General features: G+C 63.6%; 13 protein-coding genes. 1 reads left to right on the top strand and 12 read right to left on the bottom strand.

The features are described from left to right. Window positions 1-22: 22 nt before the first annotated feature. From ACTXGA_RS18565 to ACTXGA_RS18550, 4 genes are all read right to left on the bottom strand, one after another. Entirely contained in the window at window positions 23-1,072 is a 1,050-nt protein-coding gene (locus ACTXGA_RS18565; protein ID WP_443396102.1) for a TRAP transporter substrate-binding protein, read from the bottom strand. A gap of 555 nt (window positions 1,073-1,627) precedes the next feature. Further along, on the bottom strand, window positions 1,628-2,620 hold the full coding sequence (gene iolG / locus ACTXGA_RS18560; protein WP_443396101.1) for an inositol 2-dehydrogenase: 993 nt from the start codon (window positions 2,618-2,620) through the stop codon (window positions 1,628-1,630). A 160-nt stretch (window positions 2,621-2,780) separates the two neighbouring features. Continuing rightward, complete coding sequence (locus ACTXGA_RS18555) at window positions 2,781-3,602, bottom strand: N-acyl homoserine lactonase family protein (RefSeq protein ID WP_443396100.1); 822 nt, start codon at window positions 3,600-3,602, stop codon at window positions 2,781-2,783. After that, the gene (locus tag ACTXGA_RS18550; RefSeq protein WP_443396099.1) at window positions 3,599-3,889 is read right to left on the bottom strand and encodes a putative quinol monooxygenase; all 291 of its coding nucleotides are present in this window, start codon (window positions 3,887-3,889) and stop codon (window positions 3,599-3,601) included. Before ACTXGA_RS18550 ends, ACTXGA_RS18555 begins: the two co-directional genes overlap by 4 nt. A 99-nt stretch (window positions 3,890-3,988) precedes the next feature. Between ACTXGA_RS18550 and ACTXGA_RS18545 the strand changes: the two genes are divergently transcribed. Further along, window positions 3,989-5,029, top strand: a complete 1,041-nt coding sequence (locus ACTXGA_RS18545) for a Gfo/Idh/MocA family protein (RefSeq protein ID WP_443396098.1) — start codon at window positions 3,989-3,991, stop codon at window positions 5,027-5,029. Between the two features lie 97 nt (window positions 5,030-5,126). Here the strand turns inward: ACTXGA_RS18545 and ACTXGA_RS18540 are convergent, their stop codons facing one another. From ACTXGA_RS18540 to ACTXGA_RS18505, 8 genes are all read right to left on the bottom strand, one after another. Then, entirely contained in the window at window positions 5,127-6,104 is a 978-nt protein-coding gene (locus ACTXGA_RS18540; protein ID WP_443396097.1) for a 2-dehydropantoate 2-reductase, read from the bottom strand. A 108-nt stretch (window positions 6,105-6,212) separates the two neighbouring features. Further along, window positions 6,213-7,736 (bottom strand): acyl--CoA ligase, encoded by a 1,524-nt coding sequence (locus ACTXGA_RS18535; RefSeq protein WP_443396096.1) that lies wholly within the window; start codon window positions 7,734-7,736, stop codon window positions 6,213-6,215. Between the two features lie 242 nt (window positions 7,737-7,978). Then, on the bottom strand, window positions 7,979-9,124 hold the full coding sequence (locus tag ACTXGA_RS18530; RefSeq protein WP_443396095.1) for an iron-containing alcohol dehydrogenase: 1,146 nt from the start codon (window positions 9,122-9,124) through the stop codon (window positions 7,979-7,981). Between the two features lie 105 nt (window positions 9,125-9,229). Further along, window positions 9,230-10,609 carry an aldehyde dehydrogenase family protein gene (locus tag ACTXGA_RS18525; RefSeq protein WP_443396094.1) on the bottom strand — a complete coding sequence of 460 codons (1,380 nt, stop codon included), beginning with the start codon at window positions 10,607-10,609 and terminating at the stop codon, window positions 9,230-9,232. Between the two features lie 3 nt (window positions 10,610-10,612). Continuing rightward, the gene (locus ACTXGA_RS18520) at window positions 10,613-11,968 is read right to left on the bottom strand and encodes a glutamine synthetase family protein (RefSeq protein ID WP_443396093.1); all 1,356 of its coding nucleotides are present in this window, start codon (window positions 11,966-11,968) and stop codon (window positions 10,613-10,615) included. A 135-nt stretch (window positions 11,969-12,103) separates the two neighbouring features. Further along, window positions 12,104-13,564, bottom strand: coding sequence for a phage tail sheath family protein (locus ACTXGA_RS18515; RefSeq protein ID WP_443396092.1), 1,461 nt, complete (start codon window positions 13,562-13,564; stop codon window positions 12,104-12,106). Between the two features lie 76 nt (window positions 13,565-13,640). After that, complete coding sequence (locus ACTXGA_RS18510) at window positions 13,641-14,675, bottom strand: TRAP transporter substrate-binding protein (RefSeq protein ID WP_443396091.1); 1,035 nt, start codon at window positions 14,673-14,675, stop codon at window positions 13,641-13,643. A 55-nt stretch (window positions 14,676-14,730) separates the two neighbouring features. Then, window positions 14,731-16,050 (bottom strand): TRAP transporter large permease, encoded by a 1,320-nt coding sequence (locus ACTXGA_RS18505; protein ID WP_443396090.1) that lies wholly within the window; start codon window positions 16,048-16,050, stop codon window positions 14,731-14,733. Between the last annotated feature and the right edge of the window lie 18 nt (window positions 16,051-16,068).

Here is a 16,068-nt window from a genome sequence, read left to right as displayed (position 1 = left end):
CCCGCGGCCCGGTATGGATGCCTTACTTGGCGAAGGTGTCCATGTCAGGCGTATATTCCGCCATCAGCGCCTTGGCCTCGTCGATCAGCGCCTGACCGTCGATGCCCTTTTCCGTCATGTCGGCGATCCAGTCGGCATAGATCGGGTCGACGATCTCGGCCCATTTGCCGGCATCTTCCTCGGAGACGGTGATGATATTGTTGCCCAGATCCACGGCGATCTGGCGCGCCGGACCGTCGGCATCGCCCTGCGTGCCGCCCGCGAAGATCGAGAAGGCCAGCCCGGAATTGTCGTCGATCACCTTCTGCAGGTTCTCCGGCAGGGTCTCGTAGCGGTCCTTGTTCATGGCCAGAACAAAGGTCAGCGTGTAAAGGCCGGGACCGTCGAACTCGGTGTGGTTCGTGACCAGTTCGGGCACCTTCAGCGCCGGGGTCACTTCCCACGGGATGGTGGTGCCGTCCAGAACGCCCTTGGACAGCGCCTCGGACACGGCCGGAACCGGCATGCCGATGGGCTCTGCGCCCACGCGGGTCAGCAGGTCATTCACCAGACGCGAGCCGCCACGGATCTTCATCCCGTCCAGATCACCCGGTACGTTGACCGGCTTGTTGGTGTGGAACATGCCCGGCCCGTGCACCCAGGTGCCAAGGATCTTGAGATCGGCGAATTCGCCGTTCTCCATGTGCTTTTCGAACAGCTTCCAATAGGCGTAGGATCCGGCGCGCGCATCATTCACCATGAAAGGCAGTTCAAATACCTCGGTCGAGGGATAGCGGCCCGGCGTATAGCCAACCACGGTCCAGACAACGTCGGCAATGCCGTCGATGGCCTGATCCATCAGTTCCGGCGGCGTCCCGCCCAGTTGCATCGAGGGATAGCGCTCGACGACGATCTCCCCGCCCGAGGCCTCTTCGACCCGGTCGGCCCAGACGTCCAGCACCAGCTTGGGCACATTGGCCTGCGGCGGCAGGAATTGGTGCAGCGTCAGCACCTCCTTGGCCATTGCAGTGGTGCCGGTCAGCGCCATGGCAATTGCCGCGGCCGCGCCCAGAAGTGTTCTCCGTGTGGTCATGTGTTCCTCCCTGATGACCCTGTTTTGCCGCTGCCCGAAGACCGCGGTCGATTATCCTGAAAACCCGTTCGGCCCGAAATCCGCGCCGATGCAACGGCAACGATGGCCGCAGTTATCGGTGATGTCCATGGCGGTCGAAGCTGTCGCAACCCTAGGGATAGCCCCCCGCAACGAACCGTGGAATCGGGGCCCGCTCACGGCGGGCCATGCCTCGCAACGTCCCTTCATTCTGACCTCCCCTCAGAATGCGCCGGGCGGCGCCGAACGATGTGCAGAATTTTGCACAGCTTGCACTATATCGCAACACATTACCCGCCCGCACGGTCGGTTTAATATGCGGCATGCCACCTGTCCATGCTCTTGATCGTCTTGGCGCATGGGACCAAATTCAAACCGCCTTGTCCAGAGTTTGTTTACAAGGAAACAAATTTGAGAGCACTAACTCAGCCCGAAACCCCCAGCTGACACAAGAAAAAAGCCGGCAGAGCCGGCTTTGCAGGGGGTCCTGCCCCAAAAATTCACGCGCCCGGCCATCACCGGGCGCGTTGATCCGGTTTACGACAGCGTCACCGCCTTGCCGGTCTGCGCCGATTCCAGCGCCGCATCGGCCAGTTCCAGCGCCTTCAGCCCGTCCAGACCTGTGGTCGGCAGGTCGGTGCCCTCGTTGATCGCCTTGACGAAGGCCGCGATCTCGTTGGCATAGGCAGCCGCGTAACGGTCCATGAAGAAGTTCAGCAGCGGCGGACGCGCATAGCTCTTCAGCCCCGCAAGCTCGACCGTGCTCTCATGCCGGTTCGCCGCAGAGACCATGCCCTCAGAGCCATGCACCTCGATCCGCTGGTCATAACCATAGGTGGCCCGGCGCGAGTTGGTGATCACCGCCTGCTTGCCCGACGCGGTCTTGAGGATCACGTTCACGCTGTCGAAATCGCCCAGCTCGCCGATCTCGGGGTCCACCAGAACGGACCCCTGCGCCATGACCGTCACCGGCTCTTCGCCCAACAGCCAGCGCGCCATGTCGAAATCGTGGATCGTCATGTCGCGGAAAATCCCGCCAGAGACCTTGATGTAGGCGGCCGGCGGCGGGCCGGGATCGCGCGAGGTAATCACCACCATTTCCACGTCACCGATGCTGCCATCGTCGATCGCCGCCTTCACGGCGGTGAAATCCGGATCGAAGCGCCGGTTGAAACCGACCATCAGCCTGGCGCCGGTCTCTTTGACCGTGGCCAGGGCCTGCCGGACCCGCTCTGCCGACAGGTCCACCGGCTTTTCGCAAAAGATCGCCTTGCCCGCCTTGGCGAATTTCTCGATCAGGTCGGAATGGGTGTCGGTCGGCGTGCAGATGGCCACCGCCTGAATGTCATCGCTTGCCGCGATCTCGTCGATCGACCGCAGGTCACAGCCATAGCGCGCCGCCATATCCTCGGCCGCCGCCTGATAGGGCTCGGCCAGCGCCACGAATGTCGCACCCGGCGTCGCCGAAATGGCACGGGCATGGGCCTGACCGATGCGGCCCGCGCCCAGAATGGCAAATCCAAGTGTCATGTCTCTCTCCCCGGAAAACCCGCCCCGGCCTCCTTTTCACGCCGCGCGGTCCTTTCGCATATGCCGGGTGACACCCCGCCCAGACAAGCCGCGCCGCAGCAAGATGAGCGATTATCTATCATTCCTGACAGAGCGGGAGGACCGCTTTGCAAGGGTCACGTCAAACCGCATCAGACCGGAACAGCGCGGGCGAAATCACCTCCTGCGGTCCGGGGTCCAGCCGGGTGATATGATCCGCCACGCCCGCGGGGAACAGCCGCCGCACCAGCGGGTCATGCCCCGGCACCACCAATTCCCGGCGAGAGGCCAGTTGCTCCAGCCGCCCGAACCCGTCCAGCATGTCCTGCAGATCGACAACGATGGGAAAGGGTTTGCGCAGCCAGAAGTTCTCGTAGAAATGCGTCGCGTCAGAGGCCAGCACCATCCAGCCGGTCGTCGTCAGCACCCGCACCGCCTGCAACCCGCGCGAATGCCCGCCGATGCAATGCACGGTCACATCCTCGGCGATCTGCGCATCCCCTTCGTGGAACACCACCTTGCCGGAATACAGCCGCTTCACCGCCTCGCAGATATGACCGGCGGTATAGGGCATCCGCAGCACGTCATGGCACATGCACGGCCCGGTGGCATAGGCCATTTCTGCCGCCTGCATGTGCAGCGTGGCATTGGGAAACAGGTGCAGCCCCCCGGCGTGATCATAATGCAGATGCGTCACGATCAGCTGCGTCACCGCCTCGGGCGCGATGCCCAAGGGTTTCAGCGCCGCCACCGGGTCCAGCCGGATCGGCCGCTCGCGCGCCTGCGCCTCGGCATCGTCATAGCCGGTGTCGACAAGGATCACCTCCGCGCCCCGCCGCAACACCCAGATGAAATAATCCATCGCATGCGGCGCATCGTGGTTGTCGTCAAAGATAAAGCTGTCCGCCCGCACCCGCGCCGCGCGATCGGCGTATTTGACCGCATGCACCTCCCAGGCGGTCATTGAAACACCTGCGCATAGGTCCGGACCGATTTCGACAACACAAATGGCGCGCTGTCGGCATCGAAGCTGATGAAATGCGTGGTGGTCATATGCGCCTCAAAGGCAGCTTGATCGTCGTACAATTCGTACAGGAACACCTCGCCGGGGCGCGCGGGGTCGGCGCAGACGTCGAACTGATGGCATCCCGGTTCATCGCGCACAGAGGCGTGCGCATTCTGCGTGACAAGATCCAGAAAGGCGCCCGCGCCCTCCGGTTTGATCTCGAACGTGACGACGACCGCAAACATGACTGCTCTCCCTCCCCCGGACCCAATCGGCCCACGCGCACTGTAGGCAGGCCGCGCGCGCCGGTCTATGCTCGGCTGCGGCAGGAGAGGAGAACAGGCATGACACAACAGCCGGGCACCGGCCCGATCAAGGTTGCCGGTCTGGGCGCGGGCTATTTCAGCCAGTTCCACTATACCGCATGGCGCAAGATCCCCGGCGTCGATCTGATCGCCGCCTGTGACCGCGACGCGGACAGGGCGCGCGCCATCGGCGTGGCCGCCTTCACCGATCTGGACCAGATGCTGCGCGCCGAAACGCCCGACCTGCTGGATGTGATCGTGCCGCCTCCGGCACAGGCACAGGCCATCCGCACGGCGCTGGCCGCCGGTGTCCGCGCGATCATCTGTCAGAAACCCTTCTGCACCTCGATGAAAGAGGCGCGCGCCATCACGCAAGAGGCCGAAGAGGCGGGCGCCCTGCTGGTCATCCACGAGAATTTCCGCTTTCAGCCGTGGTATCGCGCGCTGAAATCCCGTCTGGACGCCGGTGAGATTGGCGAGGTTCTGCAAGTCACCTTTCGCCTGCGCCCCGGCGACGGACAGGGCCCCCGCGCCTACCTCGACCGGCAGCCCTATTTCCAGCAGATGCCGCGCTTCTTGGTGCATGAAACCGCCGTCCACTGGATCGACACTTTCCGCTTTCTGCTGGGCCCGCCTTCGGCGGTCTATGCCGACCTGCGGCAGATGAACCCGGTGATCGCGGGAGAGGATGCGGGTTATATCCTCTTCGATCATGCCAATGGAGCACGCGCGCTCTTTGACGGCAACCGCCTCTTGGATCACGCCGCCACCAACACCCGCTGCACCATGGGAGAGGCGCTGGCCGAAGGCACCACAGGCACCCTCACCCTCACCGGCGACGGCGCACTTCACCTGCGCCGCTTCGGCGCGCTGGAGGTTGAGACGATCCTGCCGCCCGACACCTCCGGCACCTTCGGCGGCGACTGCGTTCTGGCACTGCAAAGCCACGTGGTGAACTGCCTTGCTCAAGGCACCCGGCCAGAGAACACGGCCCGCGATTACCTGCAGGTCATCGCCATCGAAGAGGCCGTCTACAGCTCCGCCGCAGAGGGCCAAAAGCTGAGGATCGACGCGGACTGACCCGGATGCAAATCCTAAGGAAGGATGAACTTGCCTCTGCAAGCCATTGAGGTCGTTACGTCAACTTGTTGTCCACGCGTGGACACCCCTTTTTGGTTCACCCGTACAGGCCCGCCACACACCCCCTCAACTGCACCAGCGCCAGCACCGTATCGATGGTCGGCGTGGGGGTCGAGGTGATCCGCCCCAGCTCCTGAACCGACCCCACCAAGGCATCGATTTCCATCGGCCGCCCCGCGTCCAGATCCTGCAGCATCGAGGTCCGATGCGCCCCCACGGCCGCCCCCCCATCAATCCGCCGCTCCACATCGATGGGGAACTTCACCCCCAGCTTTTCGGCGATCTCCTGCGCCTCAAGCATCATCCCCCGCGCCACACCCCGCGTGCCCGGATCGGTGCAGAGCACGTCCAGCGTGGCATGGGTCAGGGCAGAGATCGGATTGAACGACAGGTTCCCCCACAGCTTGACCCAGATCTCATCCCGCAAACGCGGCCGCACCGGCGCCTTCAACCCCGCCGCCGCCAGTGCCTTGGACAGGGCCAGCGCCCGCTCCGATTTCTCACCCGAAGGCTCGCCCAGAGAAAACCGGTTGCCCTCCACGTGCCGGATCACCCCCGGCTCGATCACCTCCGCCGCCGGATAGACCACGCAGCCCAGCACCCGGTCGGGACCAAACCCGTCCCATTGCGCGTTGCCCGGATCGACAGAGGCCAGCTGCGTCCCTTCAAGCGCGCCGCCGATGCCATGGAAATACCACCACGGCACGCCGTTCACGCCGCTGACAATCGTCGTCCCCTCGCCGATCAGCGGCGCCATCTTTCCCACCACACCTGGCACCGAATGCGCCTTTAGCGTGACGATCACATAGTCCTGCACACCCAACTCCGCCGGATCCTCAGAGGCGCGCACGTCCACCGTGGTCTCTCCCCCCTCCTCGATCAGCCGCAGCCCGTTTTCCTGCATGGCCTTCAAATGCGGCCCGCGCGCCACCAGGCTGACATCCGCCCCCGCCTGCGCCAGCTTGACGCCCATGTAGCCGCCAATCGCGCCAGCTCCGAAAATACAGATCTTCATGTCCCCTCCCACGCCGGATCAGCGCGCGCCCCCTGCTTCTTCTCTTTGAAAATACTGCCCGCCGGAGGCATCCGACCGCGCCACAGGCACGGTCGCCCGATCATTCGCTCACGCGGTCGCAACCAGCCCCAGCTTTTCCGCCATGCCGATGCGCTGCATCTTGCCCGTCGCCCCCTTGGGGATCTCTTCCAGGATCACCACGCGGCGCGGCACCTTGAAATCGGCCATGCGTTCGGCAGCAAAGGCGCGGATCGCGGCCTCGTCTGCCTGCATGCCCTCGCGCAGAACCACCGCCGCGGCGACCTCTTCGCCCAGCTTTGGATGCGGCAGGGCAAAGGCCACGCATTGCGCCACCGCTGGGTGATCCATCAACACGCCATCCACCTCCAGCGGCGAAACCTTTTCGCCGCCGCGGTTGATGATCTCCTTCAGCCGCCCGGTCAGGCTCAGGAAGCCGTCGGCATCGAACCCGCCCTGATCGCCCGTGCGGAACCAGCGTTTGCCATCCGCTTCGAAAAAGTTCTTGGCGTTGGCTTCGGGGTTTGCTTCATAGCCCGGCGTCACGTTGGGGCCGGATATCACCACCTCGCCGATACCGTCGATCAACCGGTTCTCCACCTCATGGGCAATGGCCACCTCGGGGCCCGCCGCCCGCCCGACCGATCCCGGCTTTTGCAGGTCCAGCGGGTTGCAGCACATCTGGTGCGCCGCCTCGGTCATGCCGTAGGCCTCGACCACCGGCGCGCCGAAGGTCTCGCGCAGCTGTTCCATCACCTGCGCGGGCAGAGAGGCCGAGGACGAGCGCAGGAAACGCAGCGGCACATCGGCAATCACATCGGCATTGCGCGGCGCGCGCGACAGGATCGCCTGATGCATCGTCGGCACCGCCGTGTACCAGCTGGGCCGCGCCTCTTTCATCTGGCCAAAGAAGCTCAGCGCGTTGAACCCCGGCGCGCAGAAAATCGACCCGCCCGCGGCCAGCGAGGCCGACACCGCCGCCAGCAGACCGTGGATGTGAAACAGGGGCATGACGTTCAGACAGCGATCCTGCGGCGTCAGCGCCAGCGACTGCGCGATATGCTCCGCCGAGGCCGCGATATTCGACTGCAACAGGGGAACGATCTTGGGCCGAGAGGTGGTGCCCGAGGTGTGCAGGATCAGGGCCACGTCCTCCGGTCCGGGGGAGCCATCCTCCGCCGCCTCGGTCCCTGCCTCGGGGGACAGGGAAAACTTGCCCGCAACTTCCGGGTCCTCATGCAGACGCAGTACCGTCAGGCCAAAACGGCGCGCCGCCGCCAGCGCCGGACCGTCGTACCCCTCTTCCAGAATGATGGCCTTGGCCTTCAGATCCTCGAGGTAGAAGGCGTATTCATCCTCGCGGTACGAAGGATTGAGGGGCGCTGTCGTGGCCGACAAGGCCACCGTCACAAAGGCCGTCGCCATGCTCGCGCCATTGGGCAGCACGATCGCCACCCGGTCCAGTGGCCCCACGCCCGCCGCGCGCAACTGCTGCCGGATCGCGTCCGATTGCGCTCGCAGCGCGCCATAGCTCAGCCACTCGCGCGAGGGCGCGCCGATCGCTGGCGCCGCCTCCGGGTGCGTGGCCAAAAGCTGCCTCAAGGTTCCCCCCATGAACTCCGTCCTTCTTGTGAGTCGTCATGACAGCTTACCCCGCGCACCTGTGTTCCGAAAGTTCGTGTCGAGCGGGCGGGACTGGCGCTCGTGTCGGGGAAGGTCCCAACCGCCTGTCTGCGCCCGTTCGACAAGATCACCCTAGCGCCGGATGCGAAGGGCTGCAGCAAGACACGGGTCGATGTGTAACAGGTGTAATTCACAAACCCCGGATTTGTGGATTTGTGAATCACACGCCGGGATCAGAACAGGCTGTCGATCAGCACAGCGGTATTGTCGCGGGTCATTTCGATCGGGTTGCCGCCGCAACTGGGGTCTTTCATCGCCCCCTCCAGCAGCGCCACCTTGTCTGGATCGGTCACGCCCATCTCGGCCAGGTTGGCGGGGATGCCCAGCGTTGCGTTGATCTCACCCACGAACTGGTAGAACCCGTCAAAACCGCCCTCAATGCCCAAATAGGCCGCCGCCTGCGCCAGCCGGTCCTCGATAGCGGATTGGTTGAACCGCAACACCGCCTGCATAACCACCGCGTTGGTCGTGCCGTGGTGCGTGTTGTAGAGCGCACCGATGGGGTGGCTGAGCGCATGGATCGCGCCAAGCCCCTTTTGGAAGGCCACCGCCCCCATCATTGCCGCCGACATCATGTTGGCGCGCGCCTCCAGATCGTCGGGCGAGGCGTAAGCCCGGCGCAGGTTTTCCTTGACCAGTTTCATCCCCTCCAGCGCGATGCCCTGGCTCATCGGGTGGTAATGCGGTGAGCAATAGGCCTCGAGGCAGTGGGCAAAGGCATCCATCCCGGTCCCGGCGGTGATCGATTTGGGCATGCCAACGGTCAGTTCGGGATCAGCGATCACGACCGAAGGCAGGACCTTGGGGTGAAAGATGATCTTCTTCTCATGAGTCACGGAATTGGTCAGGACGGATGCGCGCCCGACCTCTGACCCGGTTCCGGCGGTGGTCGGCACGGCCACGTTGGGATAGATCGCATCGGCGTCGGCGCGGGTCCACCAGTCGCCTATATCCTCGAAATCCCAGACCGGGCGGGTCTGACCGGCCATGAAGGCGACCATCTTGCCAAGGTCCAGCCCGGAGCCGCCACCAAAGGCGATGACACCATCGTGGCCACCGGACCGGAAGACCTCGACCCCGGCGGCGAGATTGGTCTCGTTCGGGTTGGGATCGACCTCGGCGAACAGCGCACTTCCCAGACCGGCGGCCTGCATCAGGTCAAGCGTCGCCGACGTGATCGGCAGGGAGGCAAGGCCGCGGTCGGTCACGAGTAGCGGTTTCGAGATGCCGGCGGCGGCGCAGGCCTCGGCGATTTCCTTGATGCGCCCGGCGCCGAAGCGGATGGCGGTGGGGTAGGACCAGTTTGCAGTGGGGCTCATGTCGGGGACCCTTTTGGTGATGGTGAACGGGGATGGGGGCTCTGCCCCCTCTGGACCTGCGGTCCATTCACCCCCGGCAGTATTTGGAAAGAGAAGAAACGCAAGTCAGCCCGTGCGTTTCTTGAGGTGAAAGGATTTCGGGCGGGTGAGATTGTGGTAGCCGATGACCGACAGGCCGCCGCCCCGGCCGGTCTGTTTGCACCCGGTCCAGCACAGGCCGGGGTCGAGATAATCGGCCCGGTTCATGAAGACGGTGCCGGTTTCGATCCGGTCGCCAAGGGCGGCGGCGCGCTCCGGGTCGGTCGTCCAGAGGCTGGCGGTCAGGCCGAACTGGCTGTCGTTCATCAGGGTCAGCGCCTCTGCGTCATCGCGGACCGGCATGATGCCGACAACGGGGCCAAAGCTTTCATCGCGCATGACGCGCATGTCGTGGCTGACATTGGTCAGGATCTGCGGGCCGAGATAGGCGCCGCCGTCGTCTGCGTCAAAGCGGTCGATCAGAGGCGTCGCGCCCTGTGCCACCGCCTCTGCCGTCTGGGCGCGGACCTCATCGGCGAAGCGTTTGTGCGCCATCGGGCCAAGGGTGGTTTCCGGGTCCAGCGGATTGCCGAGACGATAGCCCCGCACGATCTGCACAGCTTTTTCGACGAAGGCGTCAAAAAGGCCGTGGTGGACATAGATCCGTTCGATGCCGCAGCAACATTGCCCCGAATTGAACATCGCCCCGTCGATCAGCGTGTCAACGGCAGCATCCAGATCGGCGTCTTCCATGACATAGCCCGGATCCTTGCCACCCAGTTCCAGTCCCAAGCCGGTAAAGGTGCCTGCCGCCGCCCGTTCCATCGCCTGACCACCGCCGACAGAGCCGGTGAAGTTGATGAAGTCGAAGGCGCCCCCGGCGATAAGGCCGGAGGTGGTGTCATGGTCGAGGAAGACGTTCTGAAAGACGTCTTCGGGGATGCCCGCCGCATGAAAGGCGCACGCCATGCGTTCGCCCACCAACAGGGTCTGGGTGGCGTGTTTCAGGACCACGGCATTGCCTGCGATCAGCGCGGGCGCGACGGTGTTGATGGCGGTCATGTAGGGATAGTTCCACGGGGCCACGACAAAGACGACACCATGCGGCACACGCTTGATGTAGCGGCGAAAGACCTCGTCCTCGCCCACCGCGATATCGGCCAAGGCGTCGGCGGCGATATCGGCCATGTAGGAGGCGCGTTCGTTGAAGCCGCCGAATTCGCCGCCATAGCGGACCGGGCGGCCCATCATCTGCGCCAGTTCTGGCACGATCTCGTCGTTCATCGCGCCGACCGCCGCGACGCCCGCGCGCACCAGTTGAATGCGTTCGGACAGCGGGCGGGCGGCCCAGTCTTTCTGAGCGGCGCGGGCGCGGCTCACTGCCTGTTGCGCGTTGTCGAGCGGCAGCGCCTCACGCGTGGCGAAGACCGATCCGTCGATCGGGGAAATGCAGGTCAGGGTGGTCATGGTTCAGGCCTTTTCGAATCCGCGGGCGATTTCATAGTCGGTCACCACGCGGTTGTAGTCGTCTATCTCCCATTCGGCAGCGCGGGCGTAATGCGTCACCACGTCATCGCCGAACGCCTCGCGCAGCATGTCCGACCCCAGAAGCGCCTCGCGCGCCTCCTGCAGGGTGCGCGGGATGTGACGCGCCTCGTCGTTCTCATAGGCGTCCCCGGCAAAGGGCTCCGGCAGGTCCAGCTTTTCCTCGATCCCTTTCAGGCCGGCGGCCAGCATCGCGGCCAGCGCCAAGTAAGGGTTCATATCGGCGCCCGGCGTGCGGCATTCCACGCGCACGGCCTTGGTGCCATCACCGCAGAGGCGGAAAGCGGCAGTGCGATTGTCGACGGACCAGACGACCTGTGTCGGCGCAAAGGTGCCTTTGGCAAAGCGTTTGTAGCTGTTCACATAGGGCGCCACGAAATAGGTGCTTTCGGCGGCGTATTTCAGCAGCCCCGCCATGTAGTGGTCCATCAGTTGCGACTTGCAAAGCGGGCGGTCGGGATCGTGAAAGGCGTTCTGCCCATCCTTCCACAGAGACTGATGCACATGGGCGGCGCTGCCGACCTTGTCGTGGTGCCACTTGGCAAGGAAGGTCGCGGCGCAGCCGTTCTGCCAGGCGATTTCCTTGACCGCGTGTTTGGCCATCGTGTGATGGTCAGCCGTGGCCAGCGCCTCTGCATAGCGGATGTTCAGTTCCTCCTGACCGATTTCCGCCTCGCCCTTTGTCCCCTCGACCGGGACACCCATAGTGCGCAGGTGGTTGCGGATCGGGCGCATCACCGGCTCTTCTTTTGTGGTCTGGAAGATATGGTAATCGAGGTTGTAGTTAGACACCGGTTTCAGATCAAAGCCGCCGCGCGTGATCTCATCCGCCGTGCCCTGAAACAGGAAGAATTCCAGTTCCGTCGCCATCACGGGTGTCAGGCCCATCGCCTCGGCCCGCGCGATCTGGCGTTTCAGGATCTCGCGCGGGGCCATCGGGACAGGCGCGTGGGTGTGGTGGTCGATCAGATCACAGAGCACAATGGCGGTCCCGTCCAGCCAGGGCACCGGACGCAGGGTGCTGAGATCGGGGCGCATGATGTAATCACCATAGCCGCGCGACCAGGAGGCAGAGGCATAGCCATCGGGTGTGGCCATGTCGATATCGGTGGCCAGCAGGTAGTTGCAGCAATGCGTCTCACCCTCGGCAATGTCCAGAAACGCCTCGGCGTGGAACCGTTTGCCCATAAGCCTGCCTTGCATGTCGACGATGCAGGTCAACACCGTGTCGATGGTCCCCTCGGCGATGGCGGATTTCAGCGCCTCATAGCTCAATGTCATGTCTGCCCTCTTCAGCCGTTGCTGATCTTGATGCCCTTTTGGGCGGATTTCGGAGGCTCACCCGCGCTGGTCTGGCCCTTTGGTTGGCGGTCGGCACGGGAAAGCGTGGTCGGACGGGTTGTAGTCAAACGGTTGTCATGACGTCTGCATCTTTTGCTGGAACGTGATGACGATGAATTCGGCGGGGTGCGTGATCGCCACCCTGACGGTCACGCGCATGTAGCCGTCAAGGATGTCGTTGCCGGTCATCGTGCTGCCAAGGCCCACATCCACGGAATAGGCCTGTTCGGGTGTCGACCCGGCCAATGCGCCCGCCTTCCACTGGTTGTTGAGAAAGTTGGAGATCATGCTCTGGACTGCGGTCCAGGTGCCCGCGTCATTGGGTGCAAAGACATAGGCCTGCGCAGCGAAGGCAATCGACTGTTCCAGCATGATCAGCGTGCGGCGCACGTTGATATAGCGAAAGTCCTGAGAGTTGCCGTCCAGCGTACGCGCGCCCCAGACCAGGACGCCGCGCCCCGGAAAGCTACGGATCGCGTTCACCGCCTTGCCGTTCAGCGGGACGTTCATATCCCCCTGATCGGCGTCAGAGATGGTCACGGTCGGCGAGATCACAGAGACGATCCCGGTATTCGCCGGGGCCTGGAAGACGCCGACATTGTTGTCGGTGCGGGTCCAGACACCGGCCATGGCCCCGGCGGGCGGCACAACGTTGACCGCTTCCAGCAGCCCGTCCATCCAGGTCCGGTAGACCGCGCTGACATTGCGCAGGGCCTGATCCGTCCCAATTGCGTCCTGCGGGTTGGCCGGGCCCGACGACAGCTTGTCCGCCAGTTCGGAAATGGCCGCATTCGCGGCCGTATCGCCAGAGGTTGGAAGCTCCTGCTTGATCTTGTCAGAGAGGGCCGCGCGCGCGTCTGTCTTCAATTGCAGGTAGGTCACGTCAGTGGAGGATCGCAGGTTCGTATTCAGCCACGGGGCATAGATCGCGCCGTAGCTGGGTTGGTCCCCAAGGTCGATCTCGTCCCAAAACGTCTGAATTGCGCTCTGCAAATCCTGTCCCGCCCCGCCCGGCAGGTCCAACAGCGCAACCCGGTTCTGCAGGGTCTGGCACTCTCGCATCATCCGCTCTGTAACCGTCTTGTAGCCTGACAAGTCCAGTGAAACCGCGTCCGGCGCGACGTAGATCGTCGGCTCCTGCTCCTTGGCGAGGGTTTCCCAGATCGCGTCTGTATAGGCCGCGACCGCAGGCGGGCCTGATCCGTAGCCGCCAATGGAGGTGATCCAGCACGGACCGCCGCCATTGCTGAAGAACATGCGCAGCGCGTCATATAACCGAAACCGGGGAGCGGCTGAGACGAACGCCACGCCGTCCGCGCTGTCAAAAAGCTCTGCCGGGGGGCCGCCAAAATACGACGTGTATTCCGAAAGCGACGTGATCCGGGTCGGAACGGCGGCTATCGGAACGGCGCCGCGCGCAGCTTTTTCCGTATAGCCGATGAAGGCCGGTACAGCCGTCGCCACCTCTACCACCGAATTGGGAAAGGCATCCTCTTCGACGATGTAGACGCCGGGTATCTTTTCAGAGGTGGCCATGTCGCGCTCCGAAGTTCATCCGGGGGGTGTCCCCGGACGTGGCGCGGGGCCGGCATGTCACCGGCCCCGCCTTGGTTCAGGTATAGCGGTACGGACGCCCGGCCTTTTCCATGTCGGCGTTGTACTGCTTGAAGATCTCGACCACCTTGGCCTTGACCGGGGACTCGGCGGCGATCTCATCCCAGAAGACACGCGCAGCGGCCTCGACTTGTGCCCATTCGTCATCGGGGATCGTGGTCAACTGCATCTTGTCGCCTTTGACGCGCAAGCTCGCCTCACCACCCCAGTACCACCACTGACGGTAATAATGCGACTGGTCGCAACAGACCCGGAACAGGGTCTGCAGATCCTCGGGCAGTTCATTCCAGCGGTCCATGTTGGCAAAGAAGCTGCCCGCCCATGCGCCGGAGATGTTGTTGGTGAGGAAGTAGTTGGTCACATCGGCCCAGCCGACAGTGTAGTCCTCGGTAATGCCGGACCACGCGATGCCGTCCAGCTCTCCGGTCTGCACCGCAACCTCGATGTCTTCCCACGGCAATGTCACCGGCACCACGCCGAACTGCGCAAGGAAGCGGCCCGCCGTCGGGAAGGTGAAGACCCGCTTGCCCTGCAGATCGGCAAGGCTGTTGATCGGATCCTTGGTGGCAAAGTGGCACGGATCCCAGGCGCCCGCGCTGATGTGCTTGACGCCGACCTTGGAATATTCCTCATCCCAGATCTCGTTCAGGCCGTACTGGTTGAACAGCACCGGCACATCGAGGCTGTAGCGCGAGGCAAAGGGGAAGTAGCCGCCGAAGACGGTGACATCGGTGGGCGAGGCCATGGAGTCGTCATCCGACTGCACCGCGTCGATGGTGCCGCGCTGCATGGCGCGGAACAGCTCTCCCGTGGGCACCAGCTGATCGGCATAGAACAGCTCGATCTGCATCCGGTCGCCGGCGATCTTGTTGAACATCTCGATTGCCGGGTCGATCACATGTGCCGCCAGCGCGGGGCCGGCATAGGTCTGCATCCGCCATTTGATGGTGGATTGCGCCAGCGCCGGCGTGGCCAGCGGGGAAGCGGCCGCACCGATGGCCGCCGTTGTCAGGAACTTACGTCTGGTCGTCATACCAATATCCTCTCTGTCTGGGTTGAAAATGCGCCCCTTTGGCGGAGCGTTCTGGTTAATTTCCGTAGACGGTCTCCGGCAGCCACAGGGCGATCTGCGGGAAGGTCATGATCAATGCCAATGCCACCACCATCACGCCGACAAACGGGATGATCGAGCGATAGATGTCCCCCAGACCGATTTCCGGCGGGGCCATGGCGCGCATCAGAAAGAGGTTATAGCCGAAGGGCGGCGTCATGTAGGCGATCTGCGTTGTGATCGTGTATAGCACACCGTACCAGATCAGGTCGAAACCCAGCGCGCCCACCAGCGGCACATACAGGGGCGCCACGATCACCAGCATCGCGGTATCGTCCAGAAACGTCCCCATGATGATAAAGCTGAGCTGCATCAGGATCAGGATCATCCAGGGGCTCAGGCCCATCTTCTCGGTGAACAGGTTCTCGATTGCGTTTACCGCGCCCAGCCCGTCGAACACCGCGCCAAAGCCCAGCGCCGCGAGGATGATCCACATGAACATGCACGAAATGCCCAGCGTGCGCTTGGTGCAGGTCTCAAAGATCTTCCACGTCATCCGCCGCTTCAGGATTGAGGCCGCCAGCGCCGTCAGCGCGCCAATGGCGGAACTTTCCACCAGCGAGGTCCAGCCATTCACAAAGGGCACCATCATCGCGGCAAAGATCGCCAGCGGCAGCACCCCCGCGCCCAGAAGGCGGAACTTTTCGGCGCGGGAAACCTCATGCGCGTCTTCCATCGCTGGGCCAAGATCGGGCTGCAGTTTGCAGCGCACCCAGATGTAGAGGATGAACAGCCCCGCCATCATCAATCCCGGCAGAACGCCCGCCAGCCACAACTGCCCCACCGGCTGCCGCGCGATCATCGCATAAAGCACCAGAACCACAGAGGGCGGCACAAGGATGCCAAGAGACGATCCCGCCTGAATGACTCCCGTCACCATGATCTTGTCATAGCCGCGGCGCAGCAGTTCCGGCAGCGCGATGGTGGCGCCGATGGCCATGCCCGCTACGGACAGACCGTTCATGGCCGACACGAGCACCATCAGCCCGATGGTGCCAATGGCAAGCCCGCCGTTCACCCCGCCCATCCAGACGTGGAACATCCGGTACAGGTCATCCGCCAACCGGCTTTCCGACAGGACGTAGCCCATGAAGATGAACATCGGCAGCGTCAGCAGCGGATACCATTTCATCAGCTTCATCGCCGCCGCAAAGGGGATGTCCACCCCGCCCGTGCCATAAAGCGCAATCACCGCCACGCTGGCCACCGCGCCGATGGCGCCAAAGACGCGCTGGCCCGTGAACAGCATCAGCATCATCGAGGCGAACATGAAGATCGCGATATAGTCCTGACTCACCGCGTCGCCTCCGAAGCC

Origin of the sequence: Antarctobacter jejuensis (assembly GCF_052266595.1) — a bacterium.
GTDB lineage: Bacteria > Pseudomonadota > Alphaproteobacteria > Rhodobacterales > Rhodobacteraceae > Antarctobacter > Antarctobacter jejuensis.
This window is presented reverse-complemented; position numbering and strand designations above follow the sequence as displayed.